Source organism: Litchfieldella qijiaojingensis (assembly GCF_014651875.1).
In the GTDB taxonomy this organism is placed as follows: Bacteria; Pseudomonadota; Gammaproteobacteria; order Pseudomonadales; family Halomonadaceae; genus Litchfieldella; species Litchfieldella qijiaojingensis.
In genome coordinates this window covers 178,564-193,382 of record NZ_BMXS01000002.1, presented here as the reverse complement: position 1 = coordinate 193,382, position 14,819 = coordinate 178,564, and the positions used below count along the sequence as shown (strand labels likewise).

Annotated in this window: 19 protein-coding genes; 9 read left to right on the top strand and 10 right to left on the bottom strand. The window is 61.8% G+C overall.

The window, feature by feature from the left end:
* Positions 1 to 2: 2 nt before the first annotated feature.
* The 10 genes from rapZ to IE093_RS03270 all read right to left on the bottom strand — a co-directional run bounded on the left by rapZ (position 3) and on the right by IE093_RS03270 (position 7,917).
* Positions 3 to 914, bottom strand: a complete 912-nt coding sequence (gene rapZ / locus IE093_RS03315) for an RNase adapter RapZ (RefSeq protein WP_189466188.1) — start codon at positions 912 to 914, stop codon at positions 3 to 5.
* 96 nt (positions 915 to 1,010) lie between these two features.
* Positions 1,011 to 1,487, bottom strand: coding sequence for a PTS sugar transporter subunit IIA (locus IE093_RS03310; protein ID WP_189466186.1), 477 nt, complete (start codon positions 1,485 to 1,487; stop codon positions 1,011 to 1,013).
* A gap of 7 nt (positions 1,488 to 1,494) precedes the next feature.
* Positions 1,495 to 1,803 carry a ribosome hibernation-promoting factor, HPF/YfiA family gene (hpf, locus tag IE093_RS03305; RefSeq protein WP_189466184.1) on the bottom strand — a complete coding sequence of 103 codons (309 nt, stop codon included), beginning with the start codon at positions 1,801 to 1,803 and terminating at the stop codon, positions 1,495 to 1,497.
* Between the two features lie 102 nt (positions 1,804 to 1,905).
* The gene (locus IE093_RS03300; RefSeq protein ID WP_189466182.1) at positions 1,906 to 3,315 is read right to left on the bottom strand and encodes an RNA polymerase factor sigma-54; all 1,410 of its coding nucleotides are present in this window, start codon (positions 3,313 to 3,315) and stop codon (positions 1,906 to 1,908) included.
* A 176-nt stretch (positions 3,316 to 3,491) separates the two neighbouring features.
* On the bottom strand, positions 3,492 to 4,217 hold the full coding sequence (gene lptB / locus IE093_RS03295) for an LPS export ABC transporter ATP-binding protein (protein ID WP_189466180.1): 726 nt from the start codon (positions 4,215 to 4,217) through the stop codon (positions 3,492 to 3,494).
* A gap of 9 nt (positions 4,218 to 4,226) precedes the next feature.
* Positions 4,227 to 4,766 carry a lipopolysaccharide transport periplasmic protein LptA gene (gene lptA, locus IE093_RS03290; RefSeq protein ID WP_422730959.1) on the bottom strand — a complete coding sequence of 180 codons (540 nt, stop codon included), beginning with the start codon at positions 4,764 to 4,766 and terminating at the stop codon, positions 4,227 to 4,229.
* A complete protein-coding gene (gene lptC, locus IE093_RS03285) occupies positions 4,763 to 5,371 on the bottom strand; it encodes an LPS export ABC transporter periplasmic protein LptC (RefSeq protein WP_229803206.1) in 609 nt (202 codons plus the stop codon). The genes lptA and lptC overlap by 4 nt, the downstream gene beginning before the upstream one ends.
* A complete protein-coding gene (locus IE093_RS03280; RefSeq protein WP_189466177.1) occupies positions 5,358 to 5,915 on the bottom strand; it encodes a KdsC family phosphatase in 558 nt (185 codons plus the stop codon). Before IE093_RS03280 ends, lptC begins: the two co-directional genes overlap by 14 nt.
* A 9-nt stretch (positions 5,916 to 5,924) precedes the next feature.
* Positions 5,925 to 6,905 carry a KpsF/GutQ family sugar-phosphate isomerase gene (locus IE093_RS03275; protein WP_189466176.1) on the bottom strand — a complete coding sequence of 327 codons (981 nt, stop codon included), beginning with the start codon at positions 6,903 to 6,905 and terminating at the stop codon, positions 5,925 to 5,927.
* Positions 6,906 to 6,969: 64 nt separating this feature from the next.
* Positions 6,970 to 7,917, bottom strand: coding sequence for a calcium/sodium antiporter (locus tag IE093_RS03270; RefSeq protein WP_189466174.1), 948 nt, complete (start codon positions 7,915 to 7,917; stop codon positions 6,970 to 6,972).
* Positions 7,918 to 8,064: 147 nt separating this feature from the next.
* Here IE093_RS03270 and IE093_RS03265 point away from each other — a divergent pair, with 147 nt between their 5' ends.
* The 9 genes from IE093_RS03265 to hisD all read left to right on the top strand — a co-directional run bounded on the left by IE093_RS03265 (position 8,065) and on the right by hisD (position 14,816).
* Complete coding sequence (locus tag IE093_RS03265) at positions 8,065 to 8,877, top strand: ATP-binding cassette domain-containing protein (RefSeq protein WP_189466171.1); 813 nt, start codon at positions 8,065 to 8,067, stop codon at positions 8,875 to 8,877.
* Complete coding sequence (mlaE, locus tag IE093_RS03260; protein ID WP_189466169.1) at positions 8,874 to 9,656, top strand: lipid asymmetry maintenance ABC transporter permease subunit MlaE; 783 nt, start codon at positions 8,874 to 8,876, stop codon at positions 9,654 to 9,656. Before IE093_RS03265 ends, mlaE begins: the two co-directional genes overlap by 4 nt.
* Entirely contained in the window at positions 9,653 to 10,123 is a 471-nt protein-coding gene (mlaD, locus tag IE093_RS03255; RefSeq protein ID WP_189466167.1) for an outer membrane lipid asymmetry maintenance protein MlaD, read from the top strand. Before mlaE ends, mlaD begins: the two co-directional genes overlap by 4 nt.
* 11 nt (positions 10,124 to 10,134) lie before the next feature.
* A complete protein-coding gene (locus IE093_RS03250; RefSeq protein WP_189466165.1) occupies positions 10,135 to 10,791 on the top strand; it encodes an MlaC/ttg2D family ABC transporter substrate-binding protein in 657 nt (218 codons plus the stop codon).
* Positions 10,788 to 11,123: an STAS domain-containing protein gene (locus tag IE093_RS03245; protein WP_189466163.1), complete on the top strand. Its 336-nt coding sequence runs from the start codon at positions 10,788 to 10,790 to the stop codon at positions 11,121 to 11,123. Before IE093_RS03250 ends, IE093_RS03245 begins: the two co-directional genes overlap by 4 nt.
* Before the next feature lie 119 nt (positions 11,124 to 11,242).
* The gene (locus IE093_RS03240; RefSeq protein ID WP_189466160.1) at positions 11,243 to 11,497 is read left to right on the top strand and encodes a BolA family protein; all 255 of its coding nucleotides are present in this window, start codon (positions 11,243 to 11,245) and stop codon (positions 11,495 to 11,497) included.
* Positions 11,498 to 11,511: 14 nt separating this feature from the next.
* The gene (gene murA, locus IE093_RS03235) at positions 11,512 to 12,774 is read left to right on the top strand and encodes a UDP-N-acetylglucosamine 1-carboxyvinyltransferase (protein ID WP_189466158.1); all 1,263 of its coding nucleotides are present in this window, start codon (positions 11,512 to 11,514) and stop codon (positions 12,772 to 12,774) included.
* Positions 12,775 to 12,808: 34 nt separating this feature from the next.
* On the top strand, positions 12,809 to 13,468 hold the full coding sequence (hisG, locus tag IE093_RS03230) for an ATP phosphoribosyltransferase (RefSeq protein WP_189466156.1): 660 nt from the start codon (positions 12,809 to 12,811) through the stop codon (positions 13,466 to 13,468).
* 25 nt (positions 13,469 to 13,493) lie between these two features.
* Positions 13,494 to 14,816, top strand: a complete 1,323-nt coding sequence (gene hisD / locus IE093_RS03225) for a histidinol dehydrogenase (RefSeq protein ID WP_189466154.1) — start codon at positions 13,494 to 13,496, stop codon at positions 14,814 to 14,816.
* The last annotated feature ends 3 nt before the right edge of the window (positions 14,817 to 14,819 follow it).

Here is a 14,819-nt window from a genome sequence, read left to right as displayed (position 1 = left end):
CGTCAGGTGGCCTCGTGCTGATTGGGTCCGGAGGGCGACGGGAGAAGGGCGGTATGAATTCCCAATTCACGGTGACGGAGCCTGACGCCAGGGTAGTCGGTGGCGAAATGGCTTGCCAGACGTTCAGCCAGGTAGACCGAACGGTGCTGGCCCCCGGTGCAGCCGATGGCTACGGTGACGTAGCTGCGATGGCTGGCTTGATAGGCGGGCAACCAGCGTTTGAGCCAGGTGGCGATGTCCTTGGCCATGTCATCGACGTCGGGATAACGTTCGAGAAACTCGACGATTTCGACATCCCGTCCGGTGAACGAGCGTAGCCGTGGGTCCCAGTAGGGATTGGGCAAGCAGCGAGCGTCGAACACGGTGTCGGCATCCAGTGGAACGCCGCGTTTGTAGCCGAAGGACTCGAAAGTCAGGGTCAATTGCTTGCCAGTGTGCTGTGCGACTTGTTCGGCGATGCGGGCGCGCAGGTCATGGACCGACAGGCGCGAGGTGTCGATGACCAGATCCGCCAGGTCGCGAATTTCAGCCAGCGCTTCTTCCTCGGAGTCGATGGCCTCGGCCAGAGTCATGTCGCTGTCACGGGTCAACGGGTGTCGGCGCCGAGTGGCTGAGTAACGTTCGAGCAGGATCTTGGCTTCTGCGGTCAGGTAGACGACCTGGCTGTCGACTCCCCTGCGGTCCACCGCCTCCAGCAGCGAGGGGAAGCGGCGCAAGGCGCCAGGCAGGTTACGGGCATCGATGCTCACGGCGACCGACGAGCGCTGTGTCTCACCCTCCTGGAGTGCGTCCACCAGAGAATCCAGCAGCACGGCCGGCAGGTTGTCGATAGCGTAGAAGCCGAGATCCTCGAGGGCCTGTAAGGCAATGGATTTTCCCGAGCCGGAGCGGCCGCTGATGATCACGAGCTGCATGGTCGCCTCCTGTGGGCCGGATGAAAACGTCGAGGTCTGGCCATCGTTTGCCGACCTATTGCATGAGGCCAGGGTTGTCGGACTATAAAATCGGGCTCAGGGCGTATCGCCGCCCTCTCGACGTATGGCGTCGAGCAGAGTGTCGTAGAGCTGGCGTTGACTGTCGCTCTTGCGCAGGCGTTGCCGGGTCTCGGCATTGTTCATCACGCTGGCGACTTGCCCAAGCAGCGCCAAGTGAGTGTCGTCGGCTTCCTCGGGGACCAGCAGGACGAAGACCAGGTCCACGGGCTCTCCGTCCACGGCATCGAAATCCACGGGTTCGGCGAGCTTGAGGAATCCAGCCAGCGGTGCCTTGCAGTGAGTGTCGCGGGCGTGGGGAATGGCGACACCGTTGCCGATTCCCGTGCTACCCAGGCGCTCACGGCCAATCAGACGGCTGAATACCTCCTGACTGTCGAGGCTGGGCGTATTCTGAGCAATGAAGGTGCTGAAGAATTCCAGCACCCGTTTCTTGCTCCCCCCGGGCACATCGAACAAGGTGCGCTCGGGGGGTAGGATGGCTTCCAGATTCATGGGCAGGTTAGCGGACACCGGCGCCTTGGGCGCGTGCCTGGGCCTTTTCCTTGTGTTTGACGAGTTGCCGATCGAGCTTGTCGGCTAGGGCGTCGATAGCGGCGTACATGTCGCCATCCAACGCGTCTGCATGCAGATCCGCACCGGCGGCGTGCAACGTGCAAGCGGCTTGTTGGCGCTCCTTTTCGACCGAGAGGGTGACTTGGACGGTGGTGATGTTGTCGTAGTGACGCTCCAGACGCGTGAGCTTCTCATTGACGTAGTCACGCAGTGGATCGGTCAGTTCAATGTGATGGCCGGTGATGTTGACTTGCATGGCACGCTCCTGTTCCTTGCGGATGTCGACTCGATTGTAACCCTTTTTGGCGCCCTGCAAACCCCCCGGCGACGGGGTTTTCCCGCGGATGACATCGGCCTGTCACGAGAGGCGCTTGCGCTCGCTCGACGGCGGTATACCCATGGCTTCACGGTATTTGGCTACCGTGCGTCTGGCGACCTTGATGCCATTGGCGGCGAGTGCCTCGACCAGCTTGCTGTCCGACAGCGGCTTGCGAGGCGGTTCTTCGCCGATGAGCTTCTTCAGGCGAGCGCGGATCGCGGTGCTCGAGTGGCCATCGCCTTCCTCGCCCCCGACATGGCTCGAGAAGAAGTACTTGAGCTCGAAGACACCGCGTGGGGTATGAATGAACTTCTGTGTCGTGACGCGGGAGATGGTCGACTCATGCATATCCACGGCCTGGGCGATATCGGCAAGAATCAGTGGTTTCATACCCTCTTCGCCCTGCTCCAGGAAGTCGAGTTGACGCGACATGATCTCACGCCCCACCCGCAGGAGAGTGTCGTTGCGGCTTGACAGGCTCTTCAGCAGCCAGCGTGCTTCCTGCAGATGTTGTTTCATGAAGGTATTGTCGTCGCTCTTGTCGGCACGTTTGATCAATGCCGCATAGTCGGGCTGGATTCGCATGCGCGGCAGGGCATCCGGATTGAGCTCGATGCGCCAGCCTTCATGGCTGTGACGAGCGACCAGATCAGGGATGACGTAATCGCTGCCGCTATCGTCGAAGGCTTGCCCAGGGCGTGGATCCAGCGAGCGTACCAGGGCGATCACTGCGTCGAGTTGGTCATCCTCCAGACGCAGGCGGCGTTTGAGCAGCTTGCGGTCGTCGGCCGCCAGGGCATCGAGGAACTGCCGGACCAGACGCTTGGCTTGAGGCAGCAACGGAGTGTCGTCGGGTAGCGAGCCGAGTTGCAACAACAAGCATTCGCGAAGCTCGCGGGCACATACGCCGGTGGGTTCGAATTGCTGAAGACGCAACAATACCTGTTCCACGTCGGTGCTCTTCAGTCCGTTCATGCCTTGCTCGCGCAAGCCTTCGCAGAGTTCGTCGAGGTTGGCGTCGAGATAGCCATTTCGGTCCACGGCATCGATCAGGCTTTCGGCGATCGTTCGCTCGCGTTCATCGAGGTCCGTCATGGCTAGTTGCCAGCTCAGGTGATCGTGCAGGCTTTCGCTTATGGCATTGCGTTCGAAGTCCGGTGCCTCGCCGCTGCCGGCTGGAGCCATGTCCTGATAGGTGTCGGACCAGTCACTGTCCACGCTGAGTTCGTCGGGGATCTCGCTGGCCCAATCATCTTCCGATGACTCGGCAACCTCCAATTCTCCGTATTCCTCATCAAGCTCCAGCATGGGGTTGGTTTCCAATGCTTGCTGGATCTCCTGGCGCAGATCCAGCGTCGAGAGCTGCAGCAGGGCGATGGCCTGTTGAAGCTGAGGCGTCATGGTGAGCTGAGTGCCGACGCGAAGCTGCAGGGAGGGTTTCATGGCCATAGCGGATCTGAGTCACTGACGAATGAATACGACACGGTATCCCGCTGATGGGCACCTTGCAAGCCTGAAAATCTTAATATCAAGCAATAAGCATGCCACACGCAAATCGCGTGCCACAGCCAATTCTGTGATGGAATATCAGTAGGTTGGCTGTGAGGCAAGGCGCAAGGCGGGAGTCAGAGGCGGAAATCTTCGCCCAAATAGATGTCACGTACCTGCTGGTCGGCCAGAATGGCCTCGGCATTGCCTTCGGCGATGATCTTACCGTTGCCAACGATGTACGCGCGGTCGCAGATATCCAGCGTCTCGCGCACATTGTGGTCGGTGATCAGCACCCCGATATCGCGGCTGCGCAACTGCCGAATGATACCCTTGATTTCGCCTACCGAAATCGGATCGACGCCGGCGAAGGGTTCGTCGAGCAAGATGAAGGTGGGCTCGGTGGCCAGCGCCCGGGCTATTTCCACTCGGCGTCGTTCGCCACCGGACAGGCTCATCCCCAGGTTGTCGCGCAGATGGGTGACGTGGAATTCTTCGAGCAGTTCGTCGAGTCGGGCCTGGCGAGCGGTGCGGTTCATGTCGCGGCGGGTCTCGAGTATCGCCATGATGTTGTCGGCCACCGATAGCTTGCGGAAGATGGAGGCTTCCTGGGGCAGATAGCCGATTCCGGCACGAGCCCGCTCGTGCATGGCCGCGCCGGAAAGGTTGCGATCGTCGATGAGCACCTCGCCGGCGTCTGCGCGTACCAGACCCACGATCATGTAGAACGACGTGGTCTTGCCGGCGCCGTTGGGGCCCAGCAGGCCGACGATGGAGCCTTGGTCGATGGATAGGCTGATATCCTGCACCACGCGGCGGCGTTTGTAGCTCTTGGCAAGGTGCCGGGCACTCAAGGTCTTCATCGACAACCCTTATTGCTGTTCGGGGTTCAAGGTCATGCGCACGCGCTGGCGCTCCTGGCCCTCGACGTCGGCGCGGGCCTGGACCGTGCGACGATCGAGATAGTATTGCACGTAGCCACCATCGAAAGTGTCGCGTGCCTGGTGCAGCTCGGCTTGGTCGATCAGTTCCACGCGCCGTTCGGCGGCGTGGTAGATGATGGTTCGCCCCCAGCCTTTCGCGATGGGTTCATCGGGTGCCGGTTGTTGCTCGATATAGGCGCGATTCCCGGTCGCCGTGACGCGGGTTACCTCACCGGCCTCGTTGCGCTGGATCTCGACCCGATTGCCGGTGAGCTGCATGCTGCCTTGGCGTATGTCGACGTCGCCGGTATAGACGGCCGTGCCGGCGCGGTCGTCGAGGTCGAGCCGGTCGGCGGTGACTTCGATCGGGGCACTGGCATCGCTCTCCAATGCCTGGGCTGGCAGGGCGACCAGGATTGTCAGCATCCCGGTCAGCAGCCAGCCGGCCAGCGTGCCGCGCCTGGGGAGCGGGCGGGAAAGTCGCGTCATGGTGCTTGTTCCTCTTGGCCTTCGGGCGGATGGAAACCGCGCACATTATCGGTCAGTCGCATCCGATTTTCATTGATCCAGGCATCGAAGCGTTCGCCGCGGACGTATTGAGGTGGTTGTTGCAGCAAGGCTGGGGTATCGCTCCAGGCATGGCCGGTATCGGTGTCGACGTGGAGCACTTCGGTGTCGAGCTGCCAGCCTTCCCCGGGAGAGTTGAGCCGGGCGTTGCCCTCGAGGATCAAGTGCTTGCCTCCAGGGCCCAGGATACCGGTATCGCTATGGCTGAACCAGATTCGTCCCTGATTGTCATGGAGGCGTGCCACTGGGGTCTGGGTGCGAGTCACGTCATCTTCGGGGGTATGGACCAGGCGTGGGGTGTCGAGCCGCTGGTAAGGGGTGCCGCTGGCATCGAAGCGCGTCAGGCTCACTCCCTCCAGGTAATAGTCCGGCTCCCCGGCATCATCGCGGGGTACTGGCCCGGGGAGGCGAGGGTCCCGGGCTTCGAACAGGGCCAGAATCCCGCCCACGACCAGCAGGATGAGTAGCAACCAGAGCTTTGGCGAGGGACGAGGAACTCGTAACGCCATGGTGTTAGCGCTTGCCATGCAGGTAGGTGTCGACCACGGCACCCCAGTGTCCCTGGGCATCGAGCAGGGCATCGCAGATCTCGCGCACGGCGCCATGGCCGCCCTGGCGATCGGTGACCCAGTCCGCATGGGCGCGAATGTAGGCTGGGGCATTGGGAACACTGATACCCAAGCCGGCTCGCTTTATGGCAGCCAGATCCGGCAGGTCGTCACCGCAATAGGCGGCTTGGTCGAGCGCCAGGCCCAGGCGCTCGCAGAGTTGGCGCAGAGCGTCGAGCTTGTCGTCGCGACCTTGGTAGACATGATCGATACCGAGCGCCGCGGCGCGCCGGCTTACCATCGGCGAATCGCGTCCGGTGATCAAGGCCACTTCGAGGCCCGCTTGTCGCAATAGCTTGATGCCGTGACCGTCCTGGGTATGAAATGCCTTGATTTCCAGACCATCGGCCTGGAAGTAAAGGCGACCGTCGCTCAGCACACCATCGACATCCAGGGCAAGTAGCCTGACCCGACGGGCACGATCGATCAGGCGGGAATCGGCGAGGGGGGAATTCAGGTTCATGGGGGCTCCTTAGATGACACCGCTGCTCAAGAGGTCATGCATGTGCAAGGCGCCGATCGGCCGGCCCTCGTCATCGACGACCGCCAGCGCGGTGATGCGGTTGTCTTCCATGACACGAACCGCCTCGGCGGCAAGGATGTCCGGCGCGATGCGTTTGCCAGGTTGCGTCATGACGTCATCGACCTTGAGGGTGCGCAGGTCACCATACTGGTCGAGTGTGCGGCGTAGGTCGCCGTCGGTATAGACCCCCACCAGCAACCCCAACTCATCGACCACGCAGGTGAAGCCCAACCCCTTGCGGGTGATTTCCAGCAGGGCGTCGCGCAGTGGGCTGCCCAGCGGGATACTGGGCAAGCGGTCACCAAGGTGCATCAGATCGCTGACCTTGAGCAGAAGGCGGCGCCCCAGGCTACCACCAGGATGCGACAGAGCGAAGTCCTCAGCAGTGAAACCGCGCGCTTCCAGCAGGGCTACTGCCAGTGCATCGCCCAGCGCAAGCGCGGCGGTAGTCGATGAGGTGGGAGCCAGGTCCAAAGGGCAGGCTTCGCGCTCGACACCAGCGTCTAGATGGGCGTCGGCATGTCGGGCCAGGGTCGAGGCGGAACGCCCCGTCATGCTGATCAGGGGGATCCCCATGCGCTTGAGCAGTGGCAGCAAGGCGGTGACTTCACTGGTTTCCCCGGAGTTCGATAACGCCAGCACCACATCGCCAGGCGTGATCATGCCCAGATCGCCGTGGCTGGCTTCGCCGGGGTGGACGAAGAATGCCGGCGTGCCGGTACTGGCCAGAGTGGCCGCGATCTTGCCGGCAATATGGCCGGACTTGCCCATGCCGGTGACCACGACGCGTCCCTGGCAGGCGAGTATCAGTTCGCAGGCACGGTCGAAATCCGCGCATAGCTTGGTGGCCAAGGCGTCGATGGCCTGCTGTTCCAGGTGCAGGGTCCGGCGTGCGCTGGCGCGAAAGGGTGAATCCTGATCTTGAGTCATGGAGGCGTCATTGGTCATGAAGGAGATTGTTGCCCGTCGCAAGGTTTCACTCAAGGGATGTCGATCAGGCGATGTCCACGCCGTTTACCATCAACAGTCCCAGGTAACCGATATAGCTCAACAGTAGCAGGGCGCCGGGCAACCGGCCGATGGCTCCACGACGTTGCCACAACAGCAAGGCGCCGAGGACCAGGGTCAGCAGCAGCATGACGGGAAAATCGCGCCCGCCGGCGGCCGGATCGATGAGGCCGGGTGCGAGCATCCCGGGAATGGGTAGCACAGCCAGCATATTGAACAGGTTGGAACCGATCACGTTGCCGATGGCGATGTCATGGTGGCGTTTGAGGGCACTGGCGACACAGGCGGCGACTTCGGGCAGGCTGGTGCCGATGGCGACGATGGTCAGGCCGATGACCAGTTCGCTCACGCCCAGCGCCAAGGCCAATTGCGTGGCGCCCCACACCAGAAGTCGCGAACTCGCGATCAGCAGCGCGAGAGTCAGTGTCAACCAGGCCAGTGCCTTGGGCAGGGCCATATCGGGCACTGAGCCGGCGAATGCCTCATCGGGGTTATCGGCACGGAACAGCCACCACAGGCTGAAGGCCATCAATGCCAGTAGGAAAATTGCATCGAAGCGGCCCAGAATGCCGTTGGCCAAGGTGTAACCGGCCAGTCCCGTGGCTCCGAGCAGCAGTGGCAATTCGCGGCGTACGATGGAGAAGCGAACCGGAATCGGCATGACCAGGGCGGTGACGCCCAATACCAGGCCGATATTGGCGATGTTCGAGCCCAAGGCATTGCCAGTGGCCAGATTGGGACTGCCATCGAGCGAGGCCATGATCGAGACGATGATTTCCGGGGCCGACGTGCCCAGCGCGACGATGGTCATACCGACCAGCATGGCGCTCATGCCGGCCTGGTAGGCCGTGGCGGCGGCGGCGCCGACGAAACGGTCGGCGCTCCATAGCAAGCCGATGAAACCGATCAGGATGGCAAGCGAGGGCAACAACATGAGGCAAAACATCCGGGGCCAGAGTTTGAAGGGGGCCAATTAAACGTCCTGACATGGCACGGATGCAAGGCCAAGGCGTTTGGGCTGGCAGCGAAGCGGTAAGTTAGGATACGATGTTCGATAATTTATGTCAGGAGTGGGGAATCCATGAACGACTCTCCCTTCGTGGTGGTGGAAGGGTTGCATTTTTCCCACGGCGAAACAGATATCTTCCGCGGTGTCGATTTGTCGATCCCGCGCGGCAAGATAACAGCGATCATGGGTCCCAGCGGTACCGGCAAGACCACATTACTGAAGCTCATCGGTGGGCAGCTGGTCCCGGATGCCGGACGTATCCTGATCGATGGGCAGAACGTTCATGAGCTGTCTCGTCGTGCCCTGTTTCGTCTGCGTCGGCGCATGGGCATGCTATTCCAGAGCGGTGCGCTGTTCTCGGATCTCGATGTCTACGAAAACGTGGCGTTTCCCTTGCGGGTGCATACCGACCTGCCCGATGCCATGGTTCGCGACGTGGTGCTGATGAAACTGCAAGCAGTGGGGTTAAGAGGCGCCCGTCACCTGATGCCGTCCGAGCTATCCGGTGGCATGGCCCGGCGCGTGGCGCTGGCGCGGGCCATGGCGCTGGATCCCGAACTTATCCTTTATGATGAGCCCTTTGTCGGCCAGGACCCGATCTCGATGGGGGTGCTGGTGCAGTTGATCAAGCGCATCAACGAGGCACTGGGCCTGACGGCGGTGGTGGTGTCGCACGATATCAAGGAGACCCTGTCGATCGCCGACTATGTCTATGTGATCGCCGATGGCCAAGTGATGGCTCATGGCACCCCCGAGAACCTGGATGTCGACCTGGATGCGCGGGTCAGGCAATTCGTGCATGGCGAGCCCGATGGGCCGGTGCCTTTCCACTATCCGGCGGTCGACTTCTTTACCGATATTCTGAGCGCGGGAGCGAGCCGATGATCGGGTGGGTCCAGCAGCTTGGCCGGCATGGCTGCGATCTCCTGGAGGCGCTGGGGCGTGCCAGTATTTTCTTGGGGCTGTCGGCCGTAGGGGTGCCGTCTCGCGAGGGGTGGCACCTATGGTTGCGGCAGATGCACTTCGTTGGGGTGCTGTCGCTGGCGATCGTGCTGGTATCGGGACTGTTCATCGGCATGGTGCTGGCGCTGCAGGGCTACACGATCCTGGTCGACTTCGGTGCCGAGCAGGCACTCGGTCAGATGGTTGCGTTGTCCTTGTTGCGTGAGCTGGCTCCGGTAGTGGGGGCATTGCTGTTCGCCGGGCGTGCGGGTTCGGCGCTGACGGCCGAGATCGGTCTGATGAAGGCCACTGAACAGCTCACCAGCATGGAGATGATCGGAATCGATCCGCTGCGAAGGGTGGTGGCGCCGCGACTATGGGCTGGCTTCGTATCGCTGCCATTACTCACCGTGGGCTTCAGTGTGGTGGGGATATGGGGTGGCTATCTGGTCGGTGTCGAATGGTTGGGAGTCTTCGACGGCTCGTATTGGGGCAACATGCAGTCGAGCGTCGATTTCATTGCCGATATCGGCAATGGCATGGTCAAGAGTCTGGTGTTCGCTCTGGTGGTGACCTGGATCGCCGTCTTCCAAGGCTATGACCTGATCCCTACAGCGGAGGGAATCTCCCGCGCCACGACGCGCACGGTCGTGTACTCCTCGCTGGCCGTGCTGGGACTGGATTTCGTGCTGACCGCGCTGATGTTTGGAGAACTGGGATGAAGCGCAGCAAGATGATGGAACTGGGAGTTGGTCTGTTCATGCTGGCCGGCATCGTAGGCCTGATATTTCTCGGTTTGCGGGTCAGTGGCTTGAACCTGCCGGGGACGGGAGGGGGTGAGACGTTCCAGTTAAAGGCCAATTTCGCCAACGTCGGCAGCCTGAAGCCTCGCGCCCGGGTCACCTTGGCCGGGGTCAATGTCGGGCGCGTGGTGGCGATCGAGCTGGATACCGAATGGTATGACGCCCAAGTGACCTTGGAGCTGGATGCCGAACTCGAGGGGCAATTGCCGCGGGATACCACCGCATCGATCCTCACCTCGGGGTTGCTCGGCGAACAGTACATCGGACTGTCGGTGGGGGGGGATCCCGACACCCTTGGCGACGGCGATACCATCCGTGATACGCAATCGGCGCTGGTGCTGGAAGAGCTCATCCAGCAATTCGTGTCGAACATGGTCAGTGAGTAAGAGGTAATCGTATGGTCTTGGAAGTGGTGAACAAGTGGCGTTCGGTGCTGCTGGCGTTGTGCCTGGCCTTGATCGCGTTACCTGCCCATAGTCAGGAAGGGCGCAGTCCTGAGCAGTTGATCCGCGACAGCATCGATGAACTGATGGGGCAGATCGAAGGGCGTCGCGACTACTTCGCCGAGAACATTGGCGAACTCGAGGCGCTGGTCGAAGCCAGTCTCGAGGATGTCGCCGATTTTCGCTATATCGGCGCCAGTGTGATGGGGCGTTATTTCAACAATGCCAGTCCAGGGCAGCGCACGCGCTTCGCCAATACCTTCCGCCAGACGCTGATCGATACCTACGCCAAGGGCCTGGTCACATTCGACTATCGTGAGCTGCGTGTGCTCCGCGGCCAGCAAGAGCCTCGTTACGAGGATCAGGCCAGTGTGACCATGGAGGTCGTGGCTACCAGTGGAGAGGTCTACCCGGTGAGCTATACCTTGCGTCAGCGCGATGGCGAGTGGCGGGTCGTCAACGTTATCGTCAACGGCATCAACCTGGGGCTGACTTTCCGCAACCAGTTCGACCAGTCGATGCGTGAGCACAATCGCGATTACGACGCCGTGATCGACGGCTGGTCACCGGAGGTTGGTGTCGAGGAGCTTGAGGAAGGCGGCTCGGCATGAGCGTGCTGTTCGATCGTCAGGGGACGCGTCTGGAGACGACCCATGACGCCGGCCTGGCAATCTCTGGAGAGGTGGATTTCGACGTGGCGACCGCCCTGGCCGTCAGCGGGCGCGAGTGGCTCTCCAGCCAGGCGCCGGGGACGCAAGTGCGTTTCGACTTGCGGGGAGTCGGTCGGGTCAGCAGTGCCGCGCTCAGCGTGCTGCTGGACTGGACGCGGGGTGCCCGTGCCGCCGGGTTGGTGGTGCACGAAGTGTCGCTGTCGCCGCCTTTGGCGAGATTGACGTCGGTAGCTGGCCTGGATGCCTTGTTGCCGTTGGCTGAACATGGTTGATCCTTGGCCGGTGGCCATCGCCATCGCCTGCGCTTTTCATTACCATGGGGACTTTCCGCCCCGATGCCGTACGGCGACGGGGTGTCGACCACCTATCGTTTCCTAGGAGTTCCCTTTCCATGCAACCCAGTGATGTCAAGGCGCTGCTCGAGGCCCGCATCGACGGCTGTGAGTTCCACATCCAGGGCGAAGGCTGCAATTTTCAGGTGATCGCCGTGGGCGAGGTCTTCGAGGGCCTTACGCCGGTCAAGCGTCAGCAGTTGATCTACGGCGCACTCTCCGACGAGATTGCCAGCGGCGCACTTCATGCCATCAGCATCAAGGCCTACACCCCGTCCCAGTGGCAATCCGCACCGGAAAATGCCGGGGCCTGACGAAACGGACATCCATGGACAAGCTGATCATTACCGGCAATGGTCCCCTCGACGGCGAGGTGTGGGCCAGTGGTGCCAAGAACTCTGCGCTACCTATCCTGTGTGCCACGCTGCTCGCCGATGGCCCGGTCACCGTCGGCAATCTGCCGCATCTGCAGGACATCACCACGACCCTGGAACTGCTCGGGCGCATGGGGGTCGAGCCGGTGATGGGCGAGAAGATGACCATCGAGCTCGATGGCTCCCAGGTGCGCGATTGCCACGCACCCTATGAACTGGTCAAGAAGATGCGGGCGTCGATCCTGGTGCTGGGCCCCTTGCTGGCTCACTTCGGTACCGCCGATGTCTCCCTTCCCGGTGGCTGTGCCATCGGCTCGCGACCAGTGGATCTCCACATTCGTGGCCTCGAGGCCATGGGAGCCGAGATTCGGGTCGAGGGGGGCTATATCAGAGCTCGGGTCGACGGTCGCTTGAAGGGCGCGACAATCTTCTTCGATACCGTCACCGTGACCGGCACCGAGAATTTGTTGATGGCGGCGACCCTGGCCGATGGCATTACGGTGCTGGAAAATGCCGCTCGCGAACCGGAGGTGGTCGATCTGGCCGAGTGCCTGATCAAGATGGGGGCCAAGATCAAGGGGCATGGTACCGACACCATCGTCATTGAGGGCGTCGAGCGTCTTCACGGCTGTTACTATGATGTCATGCCCGATCGTATCGAGACCGGCACCTTCCTGGTAGCTGCGGCAATCACGGGGGGGCGGGTACGGGTACGCAACACTCGCGCCGATATTCTCGAGGCCGTGCTGGCCAAGCTCGAGGAGGCTGGGGCACGGGTGAGAAGCGGCGAGAACTGGATCGAGCTCGACATGCAAGGGCGCAGGCCCAGGTCGGTCAACGTGCGTACGGCACCATACCCTGCCTTTCCCACCGACATGCAGGCTCAGTTCGTGGCACTCAACGCAGTCGCTGAAGGCACTGGGCGGGTCGTCGAGACGATTTTCGAGAATCGTTTCATGCATGTGCAGGAACTCAATCGCATGGGGGCGAAGATCGCCTTGGAAGGCAATGCCGCGGTGATCACCGGTGTCGACCGGCTCTCCGGAGCGCCGGTCATGGCCACTGACCTGCGCGCGTCGGCGTCGCTGGTGGTTGCGGCCATGTGCGCCGAGGGAGAAACCCTGGTCGACCGGATCTACCACATCGACCGCGGCTACGAATGCATCGAGGAGAAGCTGCAGTTGCTGGGGGCGAAGATTCGCCGCGTACCCGGCTAAGGGTGCTCCTCCCATCCACGAACCGAAGTCGCTTATGAACAAGCAATTGATACTGGCCCTGTCCAAGGGGCGTATTCTCGATGAGACATTGCCGTTGCTGGCGGATGCCGGGATCGAGCCGGCGGAGGAGCTCGGTGGTAGCCGCAAGTTGTTGTTCGATACCAACCTGCCGGACGTCAAGCTGGTGATCATCCGTGCCACTGACGTGCCCACCTATGTGCAACTGGGGGCCGCCGACCTGGGGGTGGCCGGCAAGGACGTGTTGCTCGAGCACGGTGCCGAGAGCTTGTATGAACCTCTTGACCTGGAAATTGCCGAGTGTCGGTTGATGACCGCTGGTGTGCGCGGGGCGGAACCGGCGCGTGCACGTCGTCGGGTGGCCACGAAGTTCGTCAACGTGGCGCGCCGTTATTATGCCGAACAGGGTATCCAGGCCGAGGTCATCAAGCTTTATGGCGCCATGGAACTGGCGCCGCTGATGAACCTGGCCGACGAGATTGTCGATATTGTCGATACTGGCAATACATTGCGGGCCAATGGCATGGAGCCGCGCGAGTTGATTGCCGACATCAGCACGCGTCTGGTGGTCAACAAGGCAGCCATGACCATGAAACACGAGACGCTCAAGCCGTTGATCGAACGCTTGCGCCAAGCTGTCTCCAAGCGGCGTACGACACGCGATATGTCAGCCTGAAGCCAAACAGTACATAGAGAACGCCATGACCGATAGCGCCATTCGTGAACTGGAAATCTCTCGACTATCGACCCAGGAGAAGGACTTCGATACCCGCCTCGAGGCGCTGTTGGCCTGGGAGGGCGTATCCGATAGCGCAGTCCAGCAACGGGTCGACGAGATCATCGCCGCTGTCAAGGCCCGTGGGGACGCTGCCCTGGTCGATTACTCCAATCGCTTCGATCGCATGTCGGTCTCGAGCATGACGGAATTGACTCTGGGGCCAGAGCGGCTGCGCGAGGCCTTCGATAACCTCCCCAGGGAGCAACGCGATGCCCTGGCCGCTGCCGCAGAACGTATTCGTACCTATCACCAGCGTCAGAAACCCGAGTCGTGGCACTATACCGAAGCCGACGGCAGCGTGCTTGGCCAGCAAGTAACGCCATTGGATCGCGCCGGTATTTATGTGCCCGGTGGTAAGGCCGCCTACCCTTCCTCGGTACTGATGAATGCCATCCCGGCTCATGTCGCCGGGGTTCGCGAGATCGTCATGGTAGTGCCTACCCCCGACGGCGTGCTCAACGAGTTGGTGCTGGCAGCGGCTCACTTGGCTGGAGTCGATCACGTGTTCACCATTGGCGGGGCTCAGGCGGTGGCTGCCCTGGCGTACGGGACCGAGACAGTACCTCGGGTCGACAAGGTCGTCGGGCCGGGCAACATCTACGTGGCGACCGCCAAGCGGGCGGTGTTCGGACAGGTGGGCATCGACATGATCGCGGGCCCCTCGGAAATCCTGGTGGTATCGGACGGCGAAACCGACCCCGAGTGGCTGGCCATGGACCTGTTCTCACAGGCCGAGCATGACGAGGATGCCCAAGCGATGCTGGTCAGTTGGAATGCCAAGCATCTGGCGGCGGTCGAGGCGGCCATGGCCAGGTTGCTGCCGACCATGGAGCGCGAAGCGATCATCCGGACGTCGCTGAGAGAGCGGGGTGCCTTGATCCTATGCGACGATCGCAATGAGGCGGTGACACTGATCAACCGTATCGCACCGGAACACCTGGAGTTGTCTCTGGAAGATCCCGGCTCCCTGCTGCCCGAGATCCGGCATGCGGGAGCGATCTTCATGGGCCGTTATACGGCCGAGGCACTGGGCGATTACTGTGCCGGCCCCAACCATGTGTTGCCGACATCGGGTACGGCCCGCTTTTCCTCACCGCTTGGGGTCTACGATTTCCAGAAACGTTCTTCGATCATCCATTGTTCGCCTGAAGGCGCTTCTAGTCTCGGTGAGACAGCGTCGGTCCTGGCCCGTGGCGAGTCGCTCACCGCCCACGCCAGGTCGGCCGAGTATCGGCTCAGGAAATAAGCC